The sequence below is a fragment of the Gordonia sp. CPCC 206044 genome, assembly GCF_048537895.1.
Taxonomy (GTDB): domain Bacteria; phylum Actinomycetota; class Actinomycetes; order Mycobacteriales; family Mycobacteriaceae; genus Gordonia.
Genome location: NZ_JBCLVL010000003.1, coordinates 420,460 through 437,126, shown reverse-complemented (window position 1 = coordinate 437,126; position 16,667 = coordinate 420,460). Strand labels below are relative to the sequence as shown.

18 protein-coding genes are annotated in these 16,667 nt (G+C 67.1%); 7 read left to right on the top strand and 11 right to left on the bottom strand.

Annotation, left to right across the window (positions count from 1 at the left end; all coding sequences use genetic code 11):
* Positions 1–205 precede the first annotated feature (205 nt).
* Complete coding sequence (locus tag AAFP35_RS06580) at positions 206–460, top strand: WhiB family transcriptional regulator (RefSeq protein WP_161062209.1); 255 nt, start codon at positions 206–208, stop codon at positions 458–460.
* 151 nt (positions 461–611) lie between these two features.
* Here the strand turns inward: AAFP35_RS06580 and AAFP35_RS06575 are convergent, their stop codons facing one another.
* Both AAFP35_RS06575 and AAFP35_RS06570 read right to left on the bottom strand, forming a co-directional pair.
* The gene (locus tag AAFP35_RS06575) at positions 612–2,126 is read right to left on the bottom strand and encodes a sensor histidine kinase (RefSeq protein ID WP_419220744.1); all 1,515 of its coding nucleotides are present in this window, start codon (positions 2,124–2,126) and stop codon (positions 612–614) included.
* Positions 2,127–2,143: 17 nt separating this feature from the next.
* A complete protein-coding gene (locus tag AAFP35_RS06570; protein WP_419220743.1) occupies positions 2,144–2,359 on the bottom strand; it encodes a biotin/lipoyl-binding carrier protein in 216 nt (71 codons plus the stop codon).
* Between the two features lie 160 nt (positions 2,360–2,519).
* On the opposite strand from AAFP35_RS06570, the gene AAFP35_RS06565 reads away from it, so the two are divergent.
* Entirely contained in the window at positions 2,520–2,594 is a 75-nt protein-coding gene (locus AAFP35_RS06565) for a 50S ribosomal protein bL37 (RefSeq protein WP_370452957.1), read from the top strand.
* 168 nt (positions 2,595–2,762) lie between these two features.
* Here the strand turns inward: AAFP35_RS06565 and rsrA are convergent, their stop codons facing one another.
* Positions 2,763–3,080, bottom strand: a complete 318-nt coding sequence (rsrA, locus tag AAFP35_RS06560) for a mycothiol system anti-sigma-R factor (RefSeq protein ID WP_419220742.1) — start codon at positions 3,078–3,080, stop codon at positions 2,763–2,765.
* Positions 3,077–3,961, bottom strand: a complete 885-nt coding sequence (locus tag AAFP35_RS06555; RefSeq protein ID WP_419220741.1) for a sigma-70 family RNA polymerase sigma factor — start codon at positions 3,959–3,961, stop codon at positions 3,077–3,079. The genes rsrA and AAFP35_RS06555 overlap by 4 nt, the downstream gene beginning before the upstream one ends.
* A 231-nt stretch (positions 3,962–4,192) precedes the next feature.
* On the opposite strand from AAFP35_RS06555, the gene AAFP35_RS06550 reads away from it, so the two are divergent.
* Positions 4,193–4,690, top strand: coding sequence for an aminoacyl-tRNA deacylase (locus AAFP35_RS06550; RefSeq protein WP_419220740.1), 498 nt, complete (start codon positions 4,193–4,195; stop codon positions 4,688–4,690).
* 44 nt (positions 4,691–4,734) lie between these two features.
* Entirely contained in the window at positions 4,735–5,541 is an 807-nt protein-coding gene (locus tag AAFP35_RS06545) for an SOS response-associated peptidase (RefSeq protein WP_419220739.1), read from the top strand.
* A gap of 9 nt (positions 5,542–5,550) precedes the next feature.
* On the opposite strand, the gene AAFP35_RS06540 is transcribed toward AAFP35_RS06545, so the two are convergent.
* Complete coding sequence (locus AAFP35_RS06540; protein WP_419220738.1) at positions 5,551–6,576, bottom strand: zinc-binding alcohol dehydrogenase family protein; 1,026 nt, start codon at positions 6,574–6,576, stop codon at positions 5,551–5,553.
* A 17-nt stretch (positions 6,577–6,593) separates the two neighbouring features.
* Positions 6,594–8,075: a flavin-containing monooxygenase gene (locus AAFP35_RS06535; RefSeq protein ID WP_419220737.1), complete on the bottom strand. Its 1,482-nt coding sequence runs from the start codon at positions 8,073–8,075 to the stop codon at positions 6,594–6,596.
* Positions 8,076–8,290: 215 nt separating this feature from the next.
* Here AAFP35_RS06535 and AAFP35_RS06530 point away from each other — a divergent pair, with 215 nt between their 5' ends.
* On the top strand, positions 8,291–8,713 hold the full coding sequence (locus tag AAFP35_RS06530) for a globin domain-containing protein (protein ID WP_419220736.1): 423 nt from the start codon (positions 8,291–8,293) through the stop codon (positions 8,711–8,713).
* 118 nt (positions 8,714–8,831) lie between these two features.
* A complete protein-coding gene (locus tag AAFP35_RS06525; RefSeq protein ID WP_419220735.1) occupies positions 8,832–9,830 on the top strand; it encodes a hypothetical protein in 999 nt (332 codons plus the stop codon).
* A gap of 10 nt (positions 9,831–9,840) precedes the next feature.
* Here the strand turns inward: AAFP35_RS06525 and malQ are convergent, their stop codons facing one another.
* The 5 genes from malQ to AAFP35_RS06500 form a co-directional block, all read right to left on the bottom strand.
* Complete coding sequence (gene malQ, locus AAFP35_RS06520; protein WP_419220734.1) at positions 9,841–11,985, bottom strand: 4-alpha-glucanotransferase; 2,145 nt, start codon at positions 11,983–11,985, stop codon at positions 9,841–9,843.
* Positions 11,986–12,088: 103 nt separating this feature from the next.
* Positions 12,089–13,438 carry an MFS transporter gene (locus tag AAFP35_RS06515; protein WP_419220733.1) on the bottom strand — a complete coding sequence of 450 codons (1,350 nt, stop codon included), beginning with the start codon at positions 13,436–13,438 and terminating at the stop codon, positions 12,089–12,091.
* Between the two features lie 82 nt (positions 13,439–13,520).
* Positions 13,521–14,912 (bottom strand): FAD-binding oxidoreductase, encoded by a 1,392-nt coding sequence (locus AAFP35_RS06510; RefSeq protein WP_419220732.1) that lies wholly within the window; start codon positions 14,910–14,912, stop codon positions 13,521–13,523.
* Between the two features lie 21 nt (positions 14,913–14,933).
* On the bottom strand, positions 14,934–15,581 hold the full coding sequence (locus AAFP35_RS06505) for an SDR family oxidoreductase (protein WP_419220731.1): 648 nt from the start codon (positions 15,579–15,581) through the stop codon (positions 14,934–14,936).
* A 69-nt stretch (positions 15,582–15,650) separates the two neighbouring features.
* Positions 15,651–15,920: a GlsB/YeaQ/YmgE family stress response membrane protein gene (locus AAFP35_RS06500; protein WP_419220730.1), complete on the bottom strand. Its 270-nt coding sequence runs from the start codon at positions 15,918–15,920 to the stop codon at positions 15,651–15,653.
* Between the two features lie 220 nt (positions 15,921–16,140).
* Between AAFP35_RS06500 and AAFP35_RS06495 the strand changes: the two genes are divergently transcribed.
* Complete coding sequence (locus tag AAFP35_RS06495) at positions 16,141–16,629, top strand: MarR family winged helix-turn-helix transcriptional regulator (protein WP_419220729.1); 489 nt, start codon at positions 16,141–16,143, stop codon at positions 16,627–16,629.
* Positions 16,630–16,667: the final 38 nt, after the last annotated feature.

The window sequence follows — 16,667 nt, the reverse complement described above, 5'->3', positions numbered from 1 at the left end:
CCCCCTCCCGGGGTGTGTTCACACACAGTGATATTGCACACGTGTCAACGGAACACCATTGACTTCGCCTGGATTCGTGAAAGTATTCACAAGCAACAGTGCGGAAACATTCGGTGGGTCCGCGTGAACTAGCGGTTACAGCCACAACAAACCAGACATTGGGAGTTGTCGAGTGGTGCGTAAAAAGCACCTGAAGGAGTAAGGAATGGACTGGCGTCACAACGCAATCTGTCGCGACGAAGATCCGGAACTGTTTTTCCCGGTGGGAACCAGTGGCCCGGCCATCGCGCAGATCGCTGATGCGAAGCTCGTCTGCGCCCGCTGCCCCGTCACAGCCGAGTGCCTTTCCTGGGCACTGGAATCCGGCCAGGACGCAGGCGTCTGGGGCGGGATGAGCGAGGACGAGCGACGCGCACTCAAGCGGCGTACCGCTCGGACGCGGACCCGCAGCAGCGTCTGAGGGCAGACGAACCACGCCGTTCGCAACGGCCCGAAGAGACCCGGCCCCGGCCGGGTCTCTTCGTCTGTGGTGAATGAGATGCGTTGCGGGACAAGGGCCTGGTCGGCCCTCGACCCAGAGTTCAACGCAGCAGGGTTCAACGCAGCAGGGTTCAACGCAGCGGGACGACGACGGTCACCTCGGTGCCCCGCCCGTCCGGGCGCGGGCCCATGGTGAGGGTGCCGCCGAGTTCGATCTGCACAAGCGTCTGCACGATCTGCAGCCCGAGGCGATCCGAGGTGCCGATGTCGAAACCTTCCGGGAGGCCGGAACCGTTGTCGCGCACCGAGATCCGCAACTGACGCATATCTCGGTCGGCGATTATCTCGATACCGCCTGTGGACTGGCCGTCCTGCGTCGGGTCGATGCCGTGCTCGATCGCGTTCTGGATCAGTTCCGTCAGCACCATCACCAAGGGCATCGCCAGCTCTGCCGAGAGCACCCCGAGACGGTCGCGATGACGCACCGACACAGGCGCATCCCCCGATGCGACATCCACGAGGATCGGCACCAGACGGTCGACGACCTCGTCGAGGTCGACCTCTTCGTCGACGCTGCCGGAGAGCAACTCGTGCACCAGCGCGATGGACGCGACTCGACGGACGGCCTCGGTCAGCGCACCGCGCGCCTCCGGGTTACCCGTCCGGCGGGCCTGGAGTCGCAGCAGTGCCGACACCGACTGCAGGTTGTTCTTGACACGATGGTGGATCTCGCGGATCGTCGCGTCCTTGCTGATCAGGGCCAGGTCCCGACGTTTGACCTCGGTGACGTCGCGGATCAGGACCACCGCGCCGGTACTGACCCCACGGGGACGCAGCGGCACCGCCCGGATGAGCACCGTGGCCCGGCGGGCGTCGGCCTCCATCCGCATACCCACATCGCGGTACGGGCCGTCCGGCACGGTCTGGGCGTCGACCGCCGAGTCGATCATCGTGGCCAGATCGTCGGATTCGAACCGGTCGGTCAGCAACGAGGCCGCCACCTCGGACAATCGAGAATGGGTCAGTTCGGTGGTCCACCCCATCCGGTGGAACGCCGACAACGCGTTGGGACTGGCGTAGACCACCATGCCGTGTTCGTCGGCACGGACGAAGCCGTCACCGGCACGGGGCGTCGACAGCCCCCTCGGATTGCCCTCTTGCTGGGGGAACGTACCGTCGGCGACCATCTGGCACAGATCGTTGGCAGAATCCTGGTACGCGAGCTCCAGGGGTGACGGAAGCCGCGGGTGGGTCAGGTCCACCGCCCTGGTGAGAACCGCGATCGCACCGTCGGCGCCGGGGAACCCGACGGGCACCGCCTCGCGTCGAATGGCCACCGACCCCAGCCATAACGGATCCTCGTCGCGCAGCACCCGGTCGGCGGCGAACGCGCGCTCGAGCTGCGGGCTCACCCGGCCGTAGGCGACGGTGCCCACCTCATCGTTGGGGAACACCGTCGAGGCCGTGTTGGGCCGGCACTGCGCGACGGTGAGGATGTCACCGTTCTCGGTTCGTACCGACATCAACAGATCGGCGAACGACAGGTCGGCGAGCAACTGCCACTCGGCGACGAGTCGCTGCAGATGGCCCGCCGCGGCGTCGGACAGATTGGTGTGCTCGGCGAGCAGATCCGCGAGAGTCGACATGCGCCGCCGTCGATGCCCTACTCGTAGACGGCGATGACGTCACCGGCCTGGATGACGTCACCGACCTTCACCTTGATGTCGGCGATGGTGCCGGGTTCCTCTGCGAGAACAGGGATCTCCATCTTCATCGACTCGAGCAGAAAGAGCGTGTCGCCGATGTCGACCTGCTGCCCGGGGGTGGCCCGCACCTCCAGGACGCTCGCCACGATTTCTGCCACGACGTCTTCAGCCATGCACATAACCTAGCCCACCGGTGGGGCGCTCACGACGCGGTGGGCGCCACCCGCCGATAGCGTCCACGACCGCCGCGGGCAAGCCCACGACAGGCGATTTCGGTCACGCACGACCTCCGTGGGACAATGGACGACGCACACAGCACGAAGGAGGCCCGTCATGGGTAAGCGCGGACGTAAGAAGCGCGCTCGCAAGAAGAACGCAGCCAACCACGGCAAGCGTCCTAACTCCTGAGTCCTCGACTCAGGGAACCGAGCACGGTCGTTGGAACGCCTCGACGCCCCTCGCGTCGAGAGCAACCAGAAAAACGCCGAGAGCAACCAGACTCACCGCAGCGTCGATGCTGTCGATGACGAACTGGTTGCTCTCGGCGTTTGTGGTCGGTCTCCAGAGACGGCCTGATCAGCCGAGGTCGGTCTCGCGGACGGTCACGGTCCTACGGATCTCGATGCGCAGGCGCTCCCGCAGCCCCTCGGGCGCGTGGTCGCCCCCGCATTTGCGGCTGATCAGCGTCTTGAGCTGCTGCTCGATGCCGTAGTGCGCCAGGCACGACGGGCAGTTGTCGAGGTGCCCCTGCAGGCGTGAACGGGCGCCGGGATCGCATTCGTTGTCCAGCAACAGCCATACGTCGGCGATCACCGCCGAACAGTCGAGGCTGGTGAACTCCGGATCGGCGTCGGGATCCGGACGCGACATCTCGGGCCGGTCGTCGGTGCTCATCGGGCCACCCCGCTGCCCGAGGTCGGTGCCGAGCGGTTGAAGCCACGTTCGCGGGCCACGTCGGCGAGCAATTCGCGCAGTTGACGTCGGCCACGATGGAGTCGGGACATGACGGTACCGATCGGGGTGTCCATGATCTCGGCGATCTCCTTGTACGGCAGACCTTCCACGTCGGCGTAGTACACCGCCATGCGGAAGTCTTCGGGCAGCTCCTGCAAGGCCGCCTTGATGTCGTCGTCGGGCAGGGCCTCGAGAGCCTCGATCTCGGCCGATCGCAAGCCCGTCGAGGTGTGCTCGGCGGTCGCGGCAAGCTGCCAGTCGGTGATCTCGTCGGTCGGGTACTGCGCCGGTTGCCGCTGCTTCTTGCGATAACCGTTGATGTAGGTGTTGGTGAGGATGCGGTAGAGCCACGCCTTGAGGTTGGTGCCCGCGCGGAAAGACGAGAACGCCGAGAACGCCTTGACGTAGGTCTCCTGGACCAGGTCCTCGGCGTCGGCCGGGTTACGTGTCATCCGCAGCGCGGCGCCGTACATCTGGTCGAGCAGCGGCAGGGCGTCGCGCTCGAAACGCTCGGTCAGCTCCTCCGGCGTCTCCGACGGGTCGGCCCGACGGGGCGCAGCCGAACGGGCTCCCGACGTCGTCTCGGCGACGTCGGCGGACTCGGCTGTCGACGATTGGTCCGGTGTTTCGGCTTCGACCACTACGATCCCTTCGGTGGCGGCGTTCGCAGCGGAGTCCGGTGTGTCGATGACCCAGCGGGGGTCGACGTTGCGGTGTCCGCTGTCGGTCCAGCTTACCGAGACCGCGTCCGGTGCGACCGGAGACCGGTCGCCCGCGGGCACGTCGGTTCTGGTGGGCACGAGCAGGCCGGGGGTACTCATCGGGCTGATCGACCTTCCTTCGACTCGGGATCCGCTGGTCACGAACGCGACGACGACCGGATCGGATCGTCGGCACCATTCGACACAACAGACCGACGTCGACAAATGTTCCATGCCGCCACCGGTTCCCGACGCGGACACTGCCGTGACGGTCGGGGCGGCCCCGGATTCGCCCGTGTGTTCACGTCGCCATCCGTCGGCGTGAGACGCCCAGAACCGAGAGGACACGACATGGCCGCGACACCCGCGATCGCCGCACTCGAACGTGCCGGTGTCACCCATACGGTGCATCGATACGAACACGATCCGCGACACGACTCCTTCGGTGACGAAGCGGTCGCCGCACTGACGCAATCGCTCGGCGTCGACAGCGAGCAGATCTTCAAGACGCTGGTCATCGAGGTGTCCGGCTCGCTGGCCACAGCCGTCGTGCCGGTACCGCGACGACTCTCGCTGAAGGCCGCGGCGATCGCTCTCGCCGGCGCGGGCATCGGGTCGGGAAAGGCCCGGATGGCCGACGAGAAGGCGGTGACCCGGGCGACCGGATACGTCCTGGGCGGTGTGTCCCCCGTCGGTCAGCGCACCGCACTGCCGACGGTGATCGACCGTTCCGCCCTCACCTGGTCGACGGTGCTGTGCAGCGCGGGCAGGCGCGGACTCGAGGTCTCACTGGCCCCGGCCGATCTGATCGCCGTCACCGACGCGGTGGTCGGTGACATCGCGGTCTGATCGACACCGCCGCGCTGTCGGCCACACGTGACAGCATGGTCTGCATGTGCGGACGTTATGCGGTGACCACCGACCCGGCGAAACTCGCCGCGGAGATCGACGCGATCAACGAGGTGCCGGTGCCCCTCGACCCGAGCGCGTCGGGAGCCGAGGCCCAGGATTCGTCCACGGTCGCCGACGCCGTCGACACAGAGCGGGCGCCACGCGCGCTCGGACCGAATTACAACGTCGCGCCGACGACCACGATCATGACCGTCGTCAAGCGCCACTCCCCCGACGATCCGGACGACGATCCGGCGTTGCGTATCCGTGCGATGCGGTGGGGTCTGGTGCCACCGTGGGCCAAGGAGGTCGGCAAGGGGCCCCTGTTGTTCAACGCGAGGGCCGAGAGCGCGGGCGAGAAGAGTTCCTTCCGGACGTCGGTCAAGTCCAAACGGTGCCTGGTACCGATGGACGGTTGGTACGAGTGGAAGAAGGGACCCGTCGACGCGAAGGGCAAACCCACCAAGGTGCCCTACTTCATGTCGCCGCACGACGGCACCCGTTTGTTCATGGCGGGCCTGTGGTCGGTGTGGCGACCCAAGGACGCACCTCGCGACACCGCACCGCTGTTGAGCTGTTCCATCCTGACCACCGACGCCGTCGGCCGGCTGCAGGACGTCCACGACCGCATGCCGCTGATCATGCCCTTCGACAACTGGGATGCCTGGCTCGATCCCGACCACACCGCCCCCGGCGATCTGTTCGCCCCGCCCGCCACGGCGGTCGCCGACGCCATCGACATCCGTGAGGTTGCGCCGCTGGTGAACCGGGTCGCCAACAACGGTCCCGAGCTGCTGGCTCCGGTGTAGCGCCGACGATCAGTCCGCGACCAGGACTGCCGCACCGTCGAAGCGGCCCGCGGCCAGGTCGGCGAGGGCATCCGCGGCCGCCGACAAGGGGTACGGATGCACCGTGGACCGCACGCCAAACCGGGCGGCCAGCTCGAGGAACTCTCGCCCGTCGGCACGCGTGTTCGCGGTCACCGAACGGATCTCCTTCTCGTAGAACAGTTCCCGCTCGTAATCGAGTGCCGGGACATCGGTCAGATGGATACCCGCGATCGAGAGGATGCCGCCACGATCCAGCGCCCGCATGGCCACCGGGACGATCTCCCCCACCGGCGCGAAGGTGATCGCGGCATCGAGCGGTTCGGGTGGCGCGTCATGGGTGTCGCCGACCGACGCCGCGCCCAGTTCACGGGCCAGGTCGCGGGCCGCGGCGCCGCGGGTCATGACGTGCACCCTCGCCCCCATCGCGATGGCCACCTGGGCACACAGATGCGCGCTGCCCCCGAAACCGTAGAGCCCCAGGCGCGGCGGCACCGTGAACGCCGTCCCCCGGTCACCGTCGCGGGCGGCACGTTTGAGCGCCCGGTAGCCGATGATGCCCGCGCACAGCAGCGGAGCCGCCTCGACGGTGTCGATGTCGGCGGGCAGACGATAGGCGAAGTCCGCAGGTACCGTGGCGAACTCGGCATATCCGCCGTCGGCGTCCCATCCGGTGTACGACGACGCCGCACAGAGATTCTCGTCGCCGCGGCGACAGTACGCACAGGTACCGTCGGTGCTGCGCAACCAGGCGATCCCGACACGGTCGCCGGATGCGAATCCCGCGACGTCGTCGCCGGTCGCGACGACCTCACCGACCACCTCGTGACCTGGTGTCACGCCCTCGCGCCGTACCGGGAGGTCGCCCTCGGCGACGTGCAGATCCGTTCGGCACACCCCGCACGCGAGGACCCGGACCAACAGTTCTCCGGCGGCAGGTGTGGGCGTGGGTTTCTCGACAAACGCCAGCGGGTGTCCCGCGATCGGACCCGGTCGGGTCACCGCCCATGCGCGCATGCCCTCAGGATAGGACCTCAGGCGAAGTCGTAGGCGTCCAGCGGAAACCGTGACATCTCGCGCAGCGTGGTCAAGGTCGAATTCGGTCGGAGCAGTGCCGCCTCGCCGTGCTGGTTGAAGTAGTAACTGCGCGCGCTGCCGCAAACGCCGTTGTAGAACACCGACGACTGCAGATCGTCGGTGACCTGCTGCAGGAACGCATCGTTGGCCGAGTCGGTGACCTCGAAGGTCGTGGCGCCCCGACGGTGCAGTTCCCCGAACAGCCTGCGGATGTGGCGCATCTGCCCCTCGATGGTGGTGAAGTACGACAACCCGCTGTAGGAGTACGGACTGTTCAGCGAGAGCAGGTTGGGAAAGTGCGGGATGGCGATCCCCTCGTACGCCTGAAATCTGTTGTCGCGCCACCATGTACCCAGATCTCTACCTTCCCGCCCGACGATCCGGAAGGCCGGGAAGTTGACGTCCCACAGGTTGAATCCGGTGGCCAGCACCAGAGTGTCCGCGACGATCTTTTTGCCGTCGACGGTCACCAGACCATCCGGCTCGACGCGCTCGATCGCACTCGTCTCCAAGGTGACGCCGGGCTGGTTGAAGGTGCGGAAGTACGTGTTGGAGAAGGTCGGCCGTTTACAGCCGAAATCGTAGGACGGCGTGAGTGCCCGTCGTGTCGCGCGGTCACGCACCGACGCCCGCAGATGGGCCCTGGCCAGCAGTGCCGCACCACGATTGCCCGGTTTTGCCTGCTTGAAATGCAGCACTCCGAACACCATCAACACCTCGAGCAGCGAGGTGCTGACGGCACGCGCGGCACGTTGGGTCATCGGCATGCGGGCGAACAACTCCTGCACCACCGACGGGATCGGGAAGTCGATCTTGGGTACCACCCAGATCGGGGTGCGCTGGAAGACAGCCAGTGTCGCTGCCCGTCTGGCGATCTCGGGGATCAGCTGCACCGCCGTGGCGCCCGTCCCGACGACGGCGACGCGCTCGCCGGTGAAGTCGTGACCGTCTTCCCACGCCGTGGTGTGGATGATGCGGCCGGCAAAGGACTCGATGCCGGGGAAACCCGGGGTGTGCGGCTGCGACAGGAAGCCGGTGGCAGGAACCAGGTATCGGCAGGTTCGGACTCGTCCGTCGTCGGTCGTGACGTGCCAGATCCGTTGGGTGTCATCCCATTCGGCCCGCTCGACCACGGTGGAAAACTCCATCCGTCGCCGTAGGTCGTATTTGTCGGCGACGTGCTCGGCGTAGCGTTTGAGTTCTGCGCCGGGCGCAAACATCCGCGACCAGTAGGGATTCGGCTCGAAGGAATACGAGTACGTGACCGATGCGATGTCGACCGCGAGGCCCGGATAGTGGTTGACATGCCACGTCCCACCGAGGTCGTCCGAGCGTTCGAGAATCGCGATGTCGTCATGGCCGAGGCGGGCGAACTCGATGGCGGCGCCCATACCCCCGAACCCGGCACCCACGATCACCACGTCGTGGTCAGGCTGCATGCCACCTCCCGGTGGATCCGTGAACGTCATTTACGTGTTACACAGCGACACATTAATCCACCGGGGCGGTGATGACCAGACCTCCGACCCACCTGCCTCGGGCGCGCGATCTCACACACCATGACCACGCGTGTGAGATCCCGGCAACGCGGTCGCCAACAGACCTTGCGGAAGGGGTAATCAGCCGGTAACGGCGTGCGCCCACCCTGGCGCACATGGACAAAACCCTTCTGGAGAGCAGCCTTTCGGTGGTCGATCTGCCCGACGACGGCTTGACCATTCGCTTCTACGAGATCCTGTTCGAGCGCTACCCGCAGGTGAAACCCATGTTCAGCCGGGACACCGAGGTGCAGGCATCGATGTTGCGGTCGGCCGTGATCTCGGTGATCGATCACCTGGACGACGCCGACTGGTTGTCCACCAACCTCGGCACCCTCGGTCGTCGACACGCCGAACTCGGTGTGACCGAACCCATGTACGGCGCGGTCGCCGAGTGCATGATCGCCGCGATGAGCGAGATCGGGGGCCGACGGTGGACACCGGAGATGACAGAGGTCTGGACCGAGGCGCTCACCGCAGTCGCGTCGCTGATGCTCGCCGGATATCCGGCGGCCGGGGATACCTCCGGCGCCGCCTGACGCCTCCGGCCGGACGTGCGCAGCCCCCAGGTCGCGGCGACAACGGAGTCGCCCGGTGGTGCACGGAACAGCGGATCGGCGCCATGCGACAATGATTCGCGCCGATGATTCGCGCCCGATGTCCGACACCAGGGAGTCCGATCTGTTCATGACCGCCGCCGAAACCGTCACCCTGGACAACTTCGTGCAAGCCGAATCGGCGCGCTATTTTCGGGCACAGGTGGCGAACGCACCGGTCAACACCTATTTCCACAATCGGGTTCCGGTCAGTGCGCGTAACCAGGTCATGAACCGCTCTGCCGTCGACCTGATCTACTCCTACGCCGTCGTCGACGTCACCGAACAGGCCACCTTCTCGGTGTCGGCCTCCGAGGAGTTCCAGGTCGATCAGATCATCGACCAGCACCACCACACCCTGGCGGTCGTGTATCCGGGGCAGACCCACACGGTGCGTCGCGCCGATCTCTCCGGCGGTACGCACGTCTACGTACTGGGCCGGACGTCGACCGCGAACGGGATCGAGCGTGCGCACGCACTGCAGGACGCACGACGGATCGAGGCGGCGACCGCCAACGTCTTCATCGCCCCCGACTACGACGAGGCCTCACGACAGCACGTGGGAGCCGAACTCGATGCCCGCGCAGGCGAGATCGACTTCTCCCGAGCCTTCGGCGCACCAGGCACGACAGATCCCTTCCACCATCTGCTCGGCACCAGGCTGGGCTGGGGCGGTCTGCCCGACGATCACGCGCAGTTCTTCCAGGCGGCGGCCATCGGTACCGGAGCCGACGTGTGGACCTTCCCGGTCCCACCGCTCGACTACGCACACAGCGGCTACTTCGCGGTGATCAAGTACGACGCGAACGGGTGGCTGGACGTCACCTGGCCGGGTTTCTCCGACCGTGAACTGGTCCGCAACGGCGACGGCACCATCAGCATCTGGTTCGGTGACAGCCGGTGTGTCGATCAACAGAACGTGATCGAGACCGCGGAGGGACAGCACTTCATCTACGGCCTGCGCCTGTACCGGCCCGCCGATGCCGCCGAGACCCGGCGTTACCTCGAGGAGCTGGGTACACGGGGCCTGACGCCCGCCGACCCGCGGCGCAACGCCTGACGGTCCGTGGTCATCCACCGACCCCGGAGGCGCGCAGCGCTGCGACGAGGTCGGTGAACCGCGCATTGCCGTCGAGATCTTCCACGAGCACCGCATTGCCCTCCGAATCTGCCAGTGGCACACACCAGTTCGGATACTGGTCGGCTCCGGTGCCCGGCTGGTTCTGAATCCGCCGCTCCCCTACCGCGTCGACGAGTGCGACACCGAGCAGCACCGACGGGCTCGACGCGATCAGCCGGTAGAGCGCATCCACGGTCTTCGGATCGGTTCGCGCCGTCGTCTCCGACAGCAGGCCACGGTGGCGTGCCAAGTCCAGGATCGCGTCGCGGTCACGCTCGTCGCGTGCCCGCTCGGCGTCCTCGCCGGTCTCCAACAGGCCCAGCCGAGAACGTAATTCGATGTGGTCGCCGGCGAGATAGCCCACCGTCGGCGGCAGATCGTGGGTGGTCACCGACGTCAGACACAGCTGCCGGTACTCCTCGGGAGGGATCGGGGCGTACGGCCCGTGTTCGAACCAGAGGATGGAGGTCCCGAGGATGCCGCGGGCGGACAGGGTCTCACGCACATGCGGTTCGAACACGCCGAGGTCCTCCCCGATGACGACGGCACCGGCCCGCTCCGCCTCCAACGCGAGGATGCCAATCAGGGCGTCGTGATCGTAGTGGACATAGGCACCTTCGGCCGGGCCCATCCCGTCGGGAATCCACCACAGCCGGAACAGGCCGAGGATGTGATCCACACGCAGTCCGCCTGCGTGCCGCAACACCGTCCGCAACATGTCCCGGTACGGGACGTAGCCTTCCTCGGCGAGGTGCCGCGGATGCCACGGCGGCTGATCCCAGCTCTGCCCCTGCTGGTTGAAGCCGTCGGGCGGAGCGCCCACGACGGCTCCGGTTGCGAGAACGTCGCCGAGCATCCAGACGTCGGCACCGTGGCGACCCACCCCCACCGCGAGATCCGCGACGATGCCAATGGACATCCCCGCCGAGACCGCCGCGTGTTGCGCGGCGGCCAGCTGCTCGTCGCAGATCCACTGCAGCCAGGTGTAGAAGTCGATACGATCGGCGAGCTCACGTCGCTGCTGCTTGACGAACCGCTTGTCGCGCAATTCCTCCGACCATTCGGGCCCCTCCGAGCCGTGGCGTTCCACCAATGCGCACCACGTGGCGAACCGGCGCAACCCCTTGCCCTCGCGTTTGCGAAAAGAGCGGAAGGCGAAGTCGCGTCGCTCCGTCCGGGGTAGACGGTGAATACGCTCGAGCATGTCCATTTTTGCTCGAAACGCCTTGTTGCGCTTGATCTTGCGCGACGACAGGTTCTCGTCGAAGAACATTCGGGTCAACTCGGCCATCCGTTTACGGTCCCGTTTGCGCAGACCTGCGGCCTCCGGGATGTCCTCGACTCGAATGTAGAGCGGGTTGACGAAGCGCCGGGTCACCGGGAGGTACGGTGACGCCTCGACGGGCGCCTGCGGCTGCGCGGCGTGCAGTGGATTGACCTGGATGAAGTCGGCGCCGTACACACTGGCTGCCACCTCGCTGATCCGGGCGAGGTCGGCGAAGTCGCCCACCCCCCAGGAGCGCGCCGAGCGCACCGAGTACAGCTGGGCCGCCAGCCCCCACCGCTGCGTCCCGAGCAGTGAGTCCGCGGTGGACAAACGTCGCGGCGTCACGATGAGCGGACGTTCGTCGGTGTGGTCGGCGGTCGAATCCAGAGCGTGGAGCCGGTGATAGCCGGGCTCGAGTTCGTCGGGAACGGCAAAGGTGGCCCGGCCGACCAGGACACCGTCGATCTCGCGCGGGTCGACCCAGACGTCCATCTGCGGCGGGTGTAGCGTGCGACCGTCCTCGGCGACGATCCACACGTGGACCGGATTCCAATGCGGGACATGGACACCGAACGTCGCACCGCCACCCTCGGTCGCCACCGTCACCGCCGGGAGCATCCGTTGCCACGGCTCGTCGTCGAGTCGGGTGTGCGCGTCGGCGATCTCGTCGGCGCTGCCGGCGGGCACGCCGAGGGAACCGAGAACCGCCACAATCGTTTCCGAACTCACGTCGTGCTCGCGCTGATCCCAACCGACGTAACGGGCCGCCACCCCACAGCGTGCGGCGAGGTGGACCAGCGCTTCGCGGTGAACCTCATCGGTGCTCACCCGAGCATCGTCTCACCGATCCCGGGATCCGCGCGCGTCGGCGAGGGAAATCCGTCCGAGTGGTCGCCTCTGCGCCTGCCGCTCGACATTCGATCGTGGTCGCTCAGTCACGTCCGGACACCAGGTGCAGGTCCCGTGAGCGGATGAGCGCGGTGGCGATCACGCTGACGATCGCGGTCCCCACGAGGTAGGCCGCGGCCGCCCAGGGCGCCCCACCGGCCGCACCGACGAGCGCGGTGAGGATGAGCGGGGTCAGGCCGGACGCATAGATGCCGGAGAACTGATAGACGACCGACAAACCGGTGTATCGCACCGGGGTCGGGTACAGACTGGCGAACAGGGTGCCCTGAGCACCGTAGAACAGGGCGTGCACGACGCCGAACACGATGATCAGACCGACGGTGAACCAGACCAGATCTTCGGTCCCGAACAACGCGAACACCGGATACACCGCGACGCCGTATGCCGCGATCCCGATCAGATAGATCCGTTTGGGCCCGTAGGCATCCGACAGCAGGCCCGACACCGGCAACAGCACCGCCATCACCACCGATGCGATGGTCACCGAGACCAGGACCGGCACCTTGTCCATGCCGAGTTCGTTTGTCGCGTAAGCGATCGCGAAGACACCCCACGTGTTGAACGCCGATCCCTCGCCCCAGCGGGCCAACAGTCCCAGCACCGTGTTCCGGGTGTTCGGCGGCATCAGCACGTCGCGGATCGGCGCCGACGACTTCTGCGCCAACGCGTCCACCGCGGCGAAGGCCGGTGTCTCGTCGACTTTGAGCCGCACCACGAAGCCGATCACCACGAGCACGATGCTCACGCCGAAGGCGATCCGCCACCCGTAGGTGAGGAAGGCGTCCTCGTCGAGGACGCCCTGCAGCAGTGCGAACACGCCGGTGCCCAACGCCAGGCCGAGGGCGAGTCCGACCTGCGGGATGCTGCCGAACAATCCGCGTCGGCGGCGTGGGCTGTGTTCCACCGCGAGCAGCACCGCGCCCGCCCATTCACCGCCGAGAGCGAAGCCCTGCACGATGCGCAACGCGAGCAACAGGATCGGTGCTGCCACACCCACCTGGGCCGCGGTGGGCAGCACGCCCATCAGGGCGGTGGCCGCGCCCATCAGCAACATGGTCAACGCCAACGTCTGTTTGCGGCCGATCCGATCCCCGATGTGCCCGAACACGATGCCGCCGATCGGCCGCACCACGAAGCCGACGGCGAAGGTGGCAAACGAGAGGAGCGTGCCGACGAACGAGCTCTGGTCGGGGAAGAACACCGAGTTGAACACCAGGCTCGCCGCGGTGGCGTACAGGAAGAAGTCGTACCACTCGATGGTGGTGCCCAGCAGACTCGCCGCGATCACGGTGCGCAGCCGCTTGCGACGTTCGTCCTCGGTCTCGTCGCCGACCACGGCAGGGTTCGGGTCGGTCGTCAGGATGGTCGCCATAACCGGACCACCGTAATCGTGGCCGGACGCGTCGCCCAAGACTCGAAATCAGCGTGAACAAAACCCCGTCGCGGCTCGGACGTCAGCCGAACAGCACGCCCGGATTGAGCATGCCCGCCGGGTCGAGCGCGTCCTTGACGGTGCGCATCACCTCGCGATCGACGTCGCTGCGGCCGAGGTCGGTCCACTGCACCTTGGCCCGGCCGATCCCGTGCTCGGCGCTGATACTGCCGCCGTTCGCGGCGACGACGGTGAACACCCGGGCGGTCACGCTGTGCGCCGCGGCCTCGGGAACATCGAGGAGGTTGACGTGGATGTTGCCGTCGCCGATGTGCCCGAACAAGATCGGCCGACACGGATGGTCGACCACCTCACCGACCGCCGACAGTTCGGCCATCGCCTCCGGTAGTGCCCGCAACGGCACCGAGACATCGAGTTTCACGACCGGTGTCGTGGAGGCACGCGCGATGGACTCGGTGTGCTGTTCGCGGACCGCCCACAGGGCGCGCGCCGGACCGGGTTCGACCACCGCATCCACCACCGGCGCGTCGTCGAGGATCTCGAGCACGACGCCCTCGATGTCCCCCGGACCCGACGCCTCGAGCAGCAGGTGAAAAGGCGAAGCGCTCGCCGACGGCCGCCGCAGGCCGTGCTCGTGGACGAGCGCGACGCCCGCCTCGGTCATGATCTCGGCCGCCTCGATCGTCAGGCCGCGGTCGGCGACGGCGTCGAGCAGCCCGAGCGCGTCTTCGACGTGACGCACCCCGGCGACCGTCACCACGGTCGCCGCGGGCGGTGCCACCAACCGGAACAGCACCCGGGTGATGACCGCGAGTGTGCCCTCGCTGCCGGCGAGTAGACCGGGCAGGTCGTATCCCACATTGTCTTTCACCAGTGAGGTCCAGCGGCGCAGGATCCGTCCGTCGGCCAGGACGGCCTCGATGCCGAGGACCTGGGCCCGTGTGTTGCCGCGTCGGATCATCCGGATGCCGCCGGCATTGGTCGCCACGACGCCACCTGCGGTGGCACTTTCTCGCGAGGCGAGATCCACAGGGAAGGTCAGTCCCGCTGCGCCCGCCCGCCGGTCGATGGCGTCGACGGTGACTCCCGCTTGGACTCCGACGCATCGGCCGACGGCGTCCACCTCGTCGATATCGGACATCCGGACGGTGCTCAACACGATCAGTGGGGTATCGGGGCGACGATCGGCCGGTGGCACCGAACCACCCACCAGACCTGTGTTGCCGCCCTGGACGCAGATCGCGACATCTGCGCCTGCGCACCGCGCCACCACCGCGGCCACCTGGTCGGTGGTCCGCGGCCGCACCACCGCATCAGCGGTGCCGGAGAACCGGCCCGTCCAGTCCGTGAGATGCCCAGCCATCGCATCGGGTTCCGTCAGCACGTGGGTGTCGCCCACGATCCCACGTAGATCGTCGGCCCAGAACGGATCGCGCGTCCGGTTCCCGGTCACCGGTCTTCTGTCCGGCGGCCGTCAGGTCAGTGCGTCGGCGATGGGGGTGTCACCGTCGTCGAACTCGATCGTCCGGCCCGCCGTGGACGGGTCGGACAGCACCGCTGCCGCGACCTGCGCCACGTTGTCACGGCTGACCTCGCTGTTGGGTCCACGTGTGCCACCCACGGCGATACGGCCCGAACCGGGTTCGTCGGTGAGCCGGCTGGGCCCGAGGATGGTCCACCGCAGTGTGGTGCCTGCCAGGTGGACGTCTGCGGCAGCCTTGGCGTCGGCATAGGGAAAGAACGAATCACCTTCGGGTACACCGTGGTCGGGGCCCGCACCGAAGTAGGACACCATGACGTAACGCAGCACCCCCGCGGACGCCGCCGCGTCCATCGACCGGATCGCCGCGTCCCGATCCACCGCGTAGGTGCGCGCCGGATCGCCGCCGCCGGCGCCTGCCGACCAGACGACGGCCTCGGAACCGTCCAGCACCGTCGCCAGCCCGGCGGTGTCCAACGCCTCCACGTCGGCGACGACCGGAGTCGCCCCGGTCGCCGCGACATCATCGCTCTGGGCCTCGTCACGGATGACCGAACGCACCACGTCGCCGCGGGCGGCCAGGATCTTGGCGAGCCGTAACGCGATCTTGCCGTGTCCACCGATGATCGTCACCGTGGCCATGGATCATTCCTCTCGTCGTCGAGCACGTCGATTCCCAACGTACCCAGCGACGCGCTCCTGCGGGGGTGGTCACGCCTTCTGACGTCGGCGCACCATCCCGACGATCCACAGCAACACGCATGCGCCCGCCAGACATGTGACGAAGCTGAAGATCCATCCCGCACCTTCGACATCGACGCCGAAGAGGCTGAGGATGAAACCGCCGACCAGTCCGCCGACGACCCCGACCACGATGTTGAGCAGGATGCCCTGTTGCGCGTTGGTCTTCATGATCATGCTGGCCACCCAACCGGCGAGTCCGCCGATGATGATCCAGCTGATGATTCCCAATCCGAGCATTGCGACCTCCAGATCTGTGGCGTGCGGCCACCACGTTCGACCGACCTGATTCGGACGCTACGCGCTCCGTGGTCGCGGTGGGTCCCGAGAAACCTTTTGTCGCAAAGACGAGACCGCACGCCCGTCGATCTCCCGAAAAGCGACCACTTACTTAGCAGTAAACAACTAATCTGTCCGGTAGCGACTCAATCATTCGCACGCAGCATCGAAAGGCACCCCGATGACGAGTCCGTCTGCTCCCGAAACGCAGCACGGGGAACCGGCCCACACGTCCGGCGAACCGGTACCCGACACTCCCGCCGACGTCGCGGTGCTCTATCACCTGCTCACCCGGATCAACCGCACACTGCGGGCCGGCGGCGGGAACGGGAACCTCAGTGCCGGTGTGGCCGCGGCCCTGTGGACGATCATCAACCATGCTCCGATCCGGATGACCACACTGGCCGATCGCGAAGGCGTGACACCGCCGACCATGTCGCGAATCGTCGCGGCCCTGGAGGAGAACGGCTACGTCGAACGCACCGCAGACCCCGAGGACGGTCGTGCCCGACTGCTGCGGCCGACGCGCAGCGGCATCGACCTGATCGCCCACGCACGCACCCAGAAGGCGCACCTGCTCGCCGACGCGATCGCCGGCCTCGACGACGACGACCGCCGGACCGTCGGTCGCGGCCTGGAGATCCTGGCCGCGGCACTCGGCGCGACCTGATCACCGCCGAGCCCTGTCCACCCTGCGTCACGAGGACC

Bases quoted from the DNA above. Each gene is read 5' to 3' on its own strand.
- AAFP35_RS06515 (WP_419220733.1), bottom strand. From the start codon at position 13,438: ATGGCGACCATCCTGACGACCGACCCGAACCCTGCCGTGGTCGGCGAC.
- AAFP35_RS06570 (WP_419220743.1), bottom strand. From the start codon at position 2,359: ATGGCTGAAGACGTCGTGGCAGAAATCGTGGCGAGCGTCCTGGAGGTG.
- AAFP35_RS06555 (WP_419220741.1), bottom strand. From the start codon at position 3,961: ATGAGTACCCCCGGCCTGCTCGTGCCCACCAGAACCGACGTGCCCGCG.
- AAFP35_RS06535 (WP_419220737.1), bottom strand. From the start codon at position 8,075: ATGCAGCCTGACCACGACGTGGTGATCGTGGGTGCCGGGTTCGGGGGT.
- AAFP35_RS06495 (WP_419220729.1), top strand. From the start codon at position 16,141: ATGACGAGTCCGTCTGCTCCCGAAACGCAGCACGGGGAACCGGCCCAC.
- AAFP35_RS06550 (WP_419220740.1), top strand. From the start codon at position 4,193: ATGGCCGCGACACCCGCGATCGCCGCACTCGAACGTGCCGGTGTCACC.
- AAFP35_RS06530 (WP_419220736.1), top strand. From the start codon at position 8,291: ATGGACAAAACCCTTCTGGAGAGCAGCCTTTCGGTGGTCGATCTGCCC.
- AAFP35_RS06500 (WP_419220730.1), bottom strand. From the start codon at position 15,920: ATGCTCGGATTGGGAATCATCAGCTGGATCATCATCGGCGGACTCGCC.
- rsrA (WP_419220742.1), bottom strand. From the start codon at position 3,080: ATGAGCACCGACGACCGGCCCGAGATGTCGCGTCCGGATCCCGACGCC.
- AAFP35_RS06540 (WP_419220738.1), bottom strand. From the start codon at position 6,576: ATGCGCGCATGGGCGGTGACCCGACCGGGTCCGATCGCGGGACACCCG.
- AAFP35_RS06505 (WP_419220731.1), bottom strand. From the start codon at position 15,581: ATGGCCACGGTGACGATCATCGGTGGACACGGCAAGATCGCGTTACGG.
- AAFP35_RS06525 (WP_419220735.1), top strand. From the start codon at position 8,832: ATGTCCGACACCAGGGAGTCCGATCTGTTCATGACCGCCGCCGAAACC.
- AAFP35_RS06545 (WP_419220739.1), top strand. From the start codon at position 4,735: ATGTGCGGACGTTATGCGGTGACCACCGACCCGGCGAAACTCGCCGCG.
- AAFP35_RS06580 (WP_161062209.1), top strand. From the start codon at position 206: ATGGACTGGCGTCACAACGCAATCTGTCGCGACGAAGATCCGGAACTG.
- AAFP35_RS06575 (WP_419220744.1), bottom strand. From the start codon at position 2,126: ATGTCGACTCTCGCGGATCTGCTCGCCGAGCACACCAATCTGTCCGAC.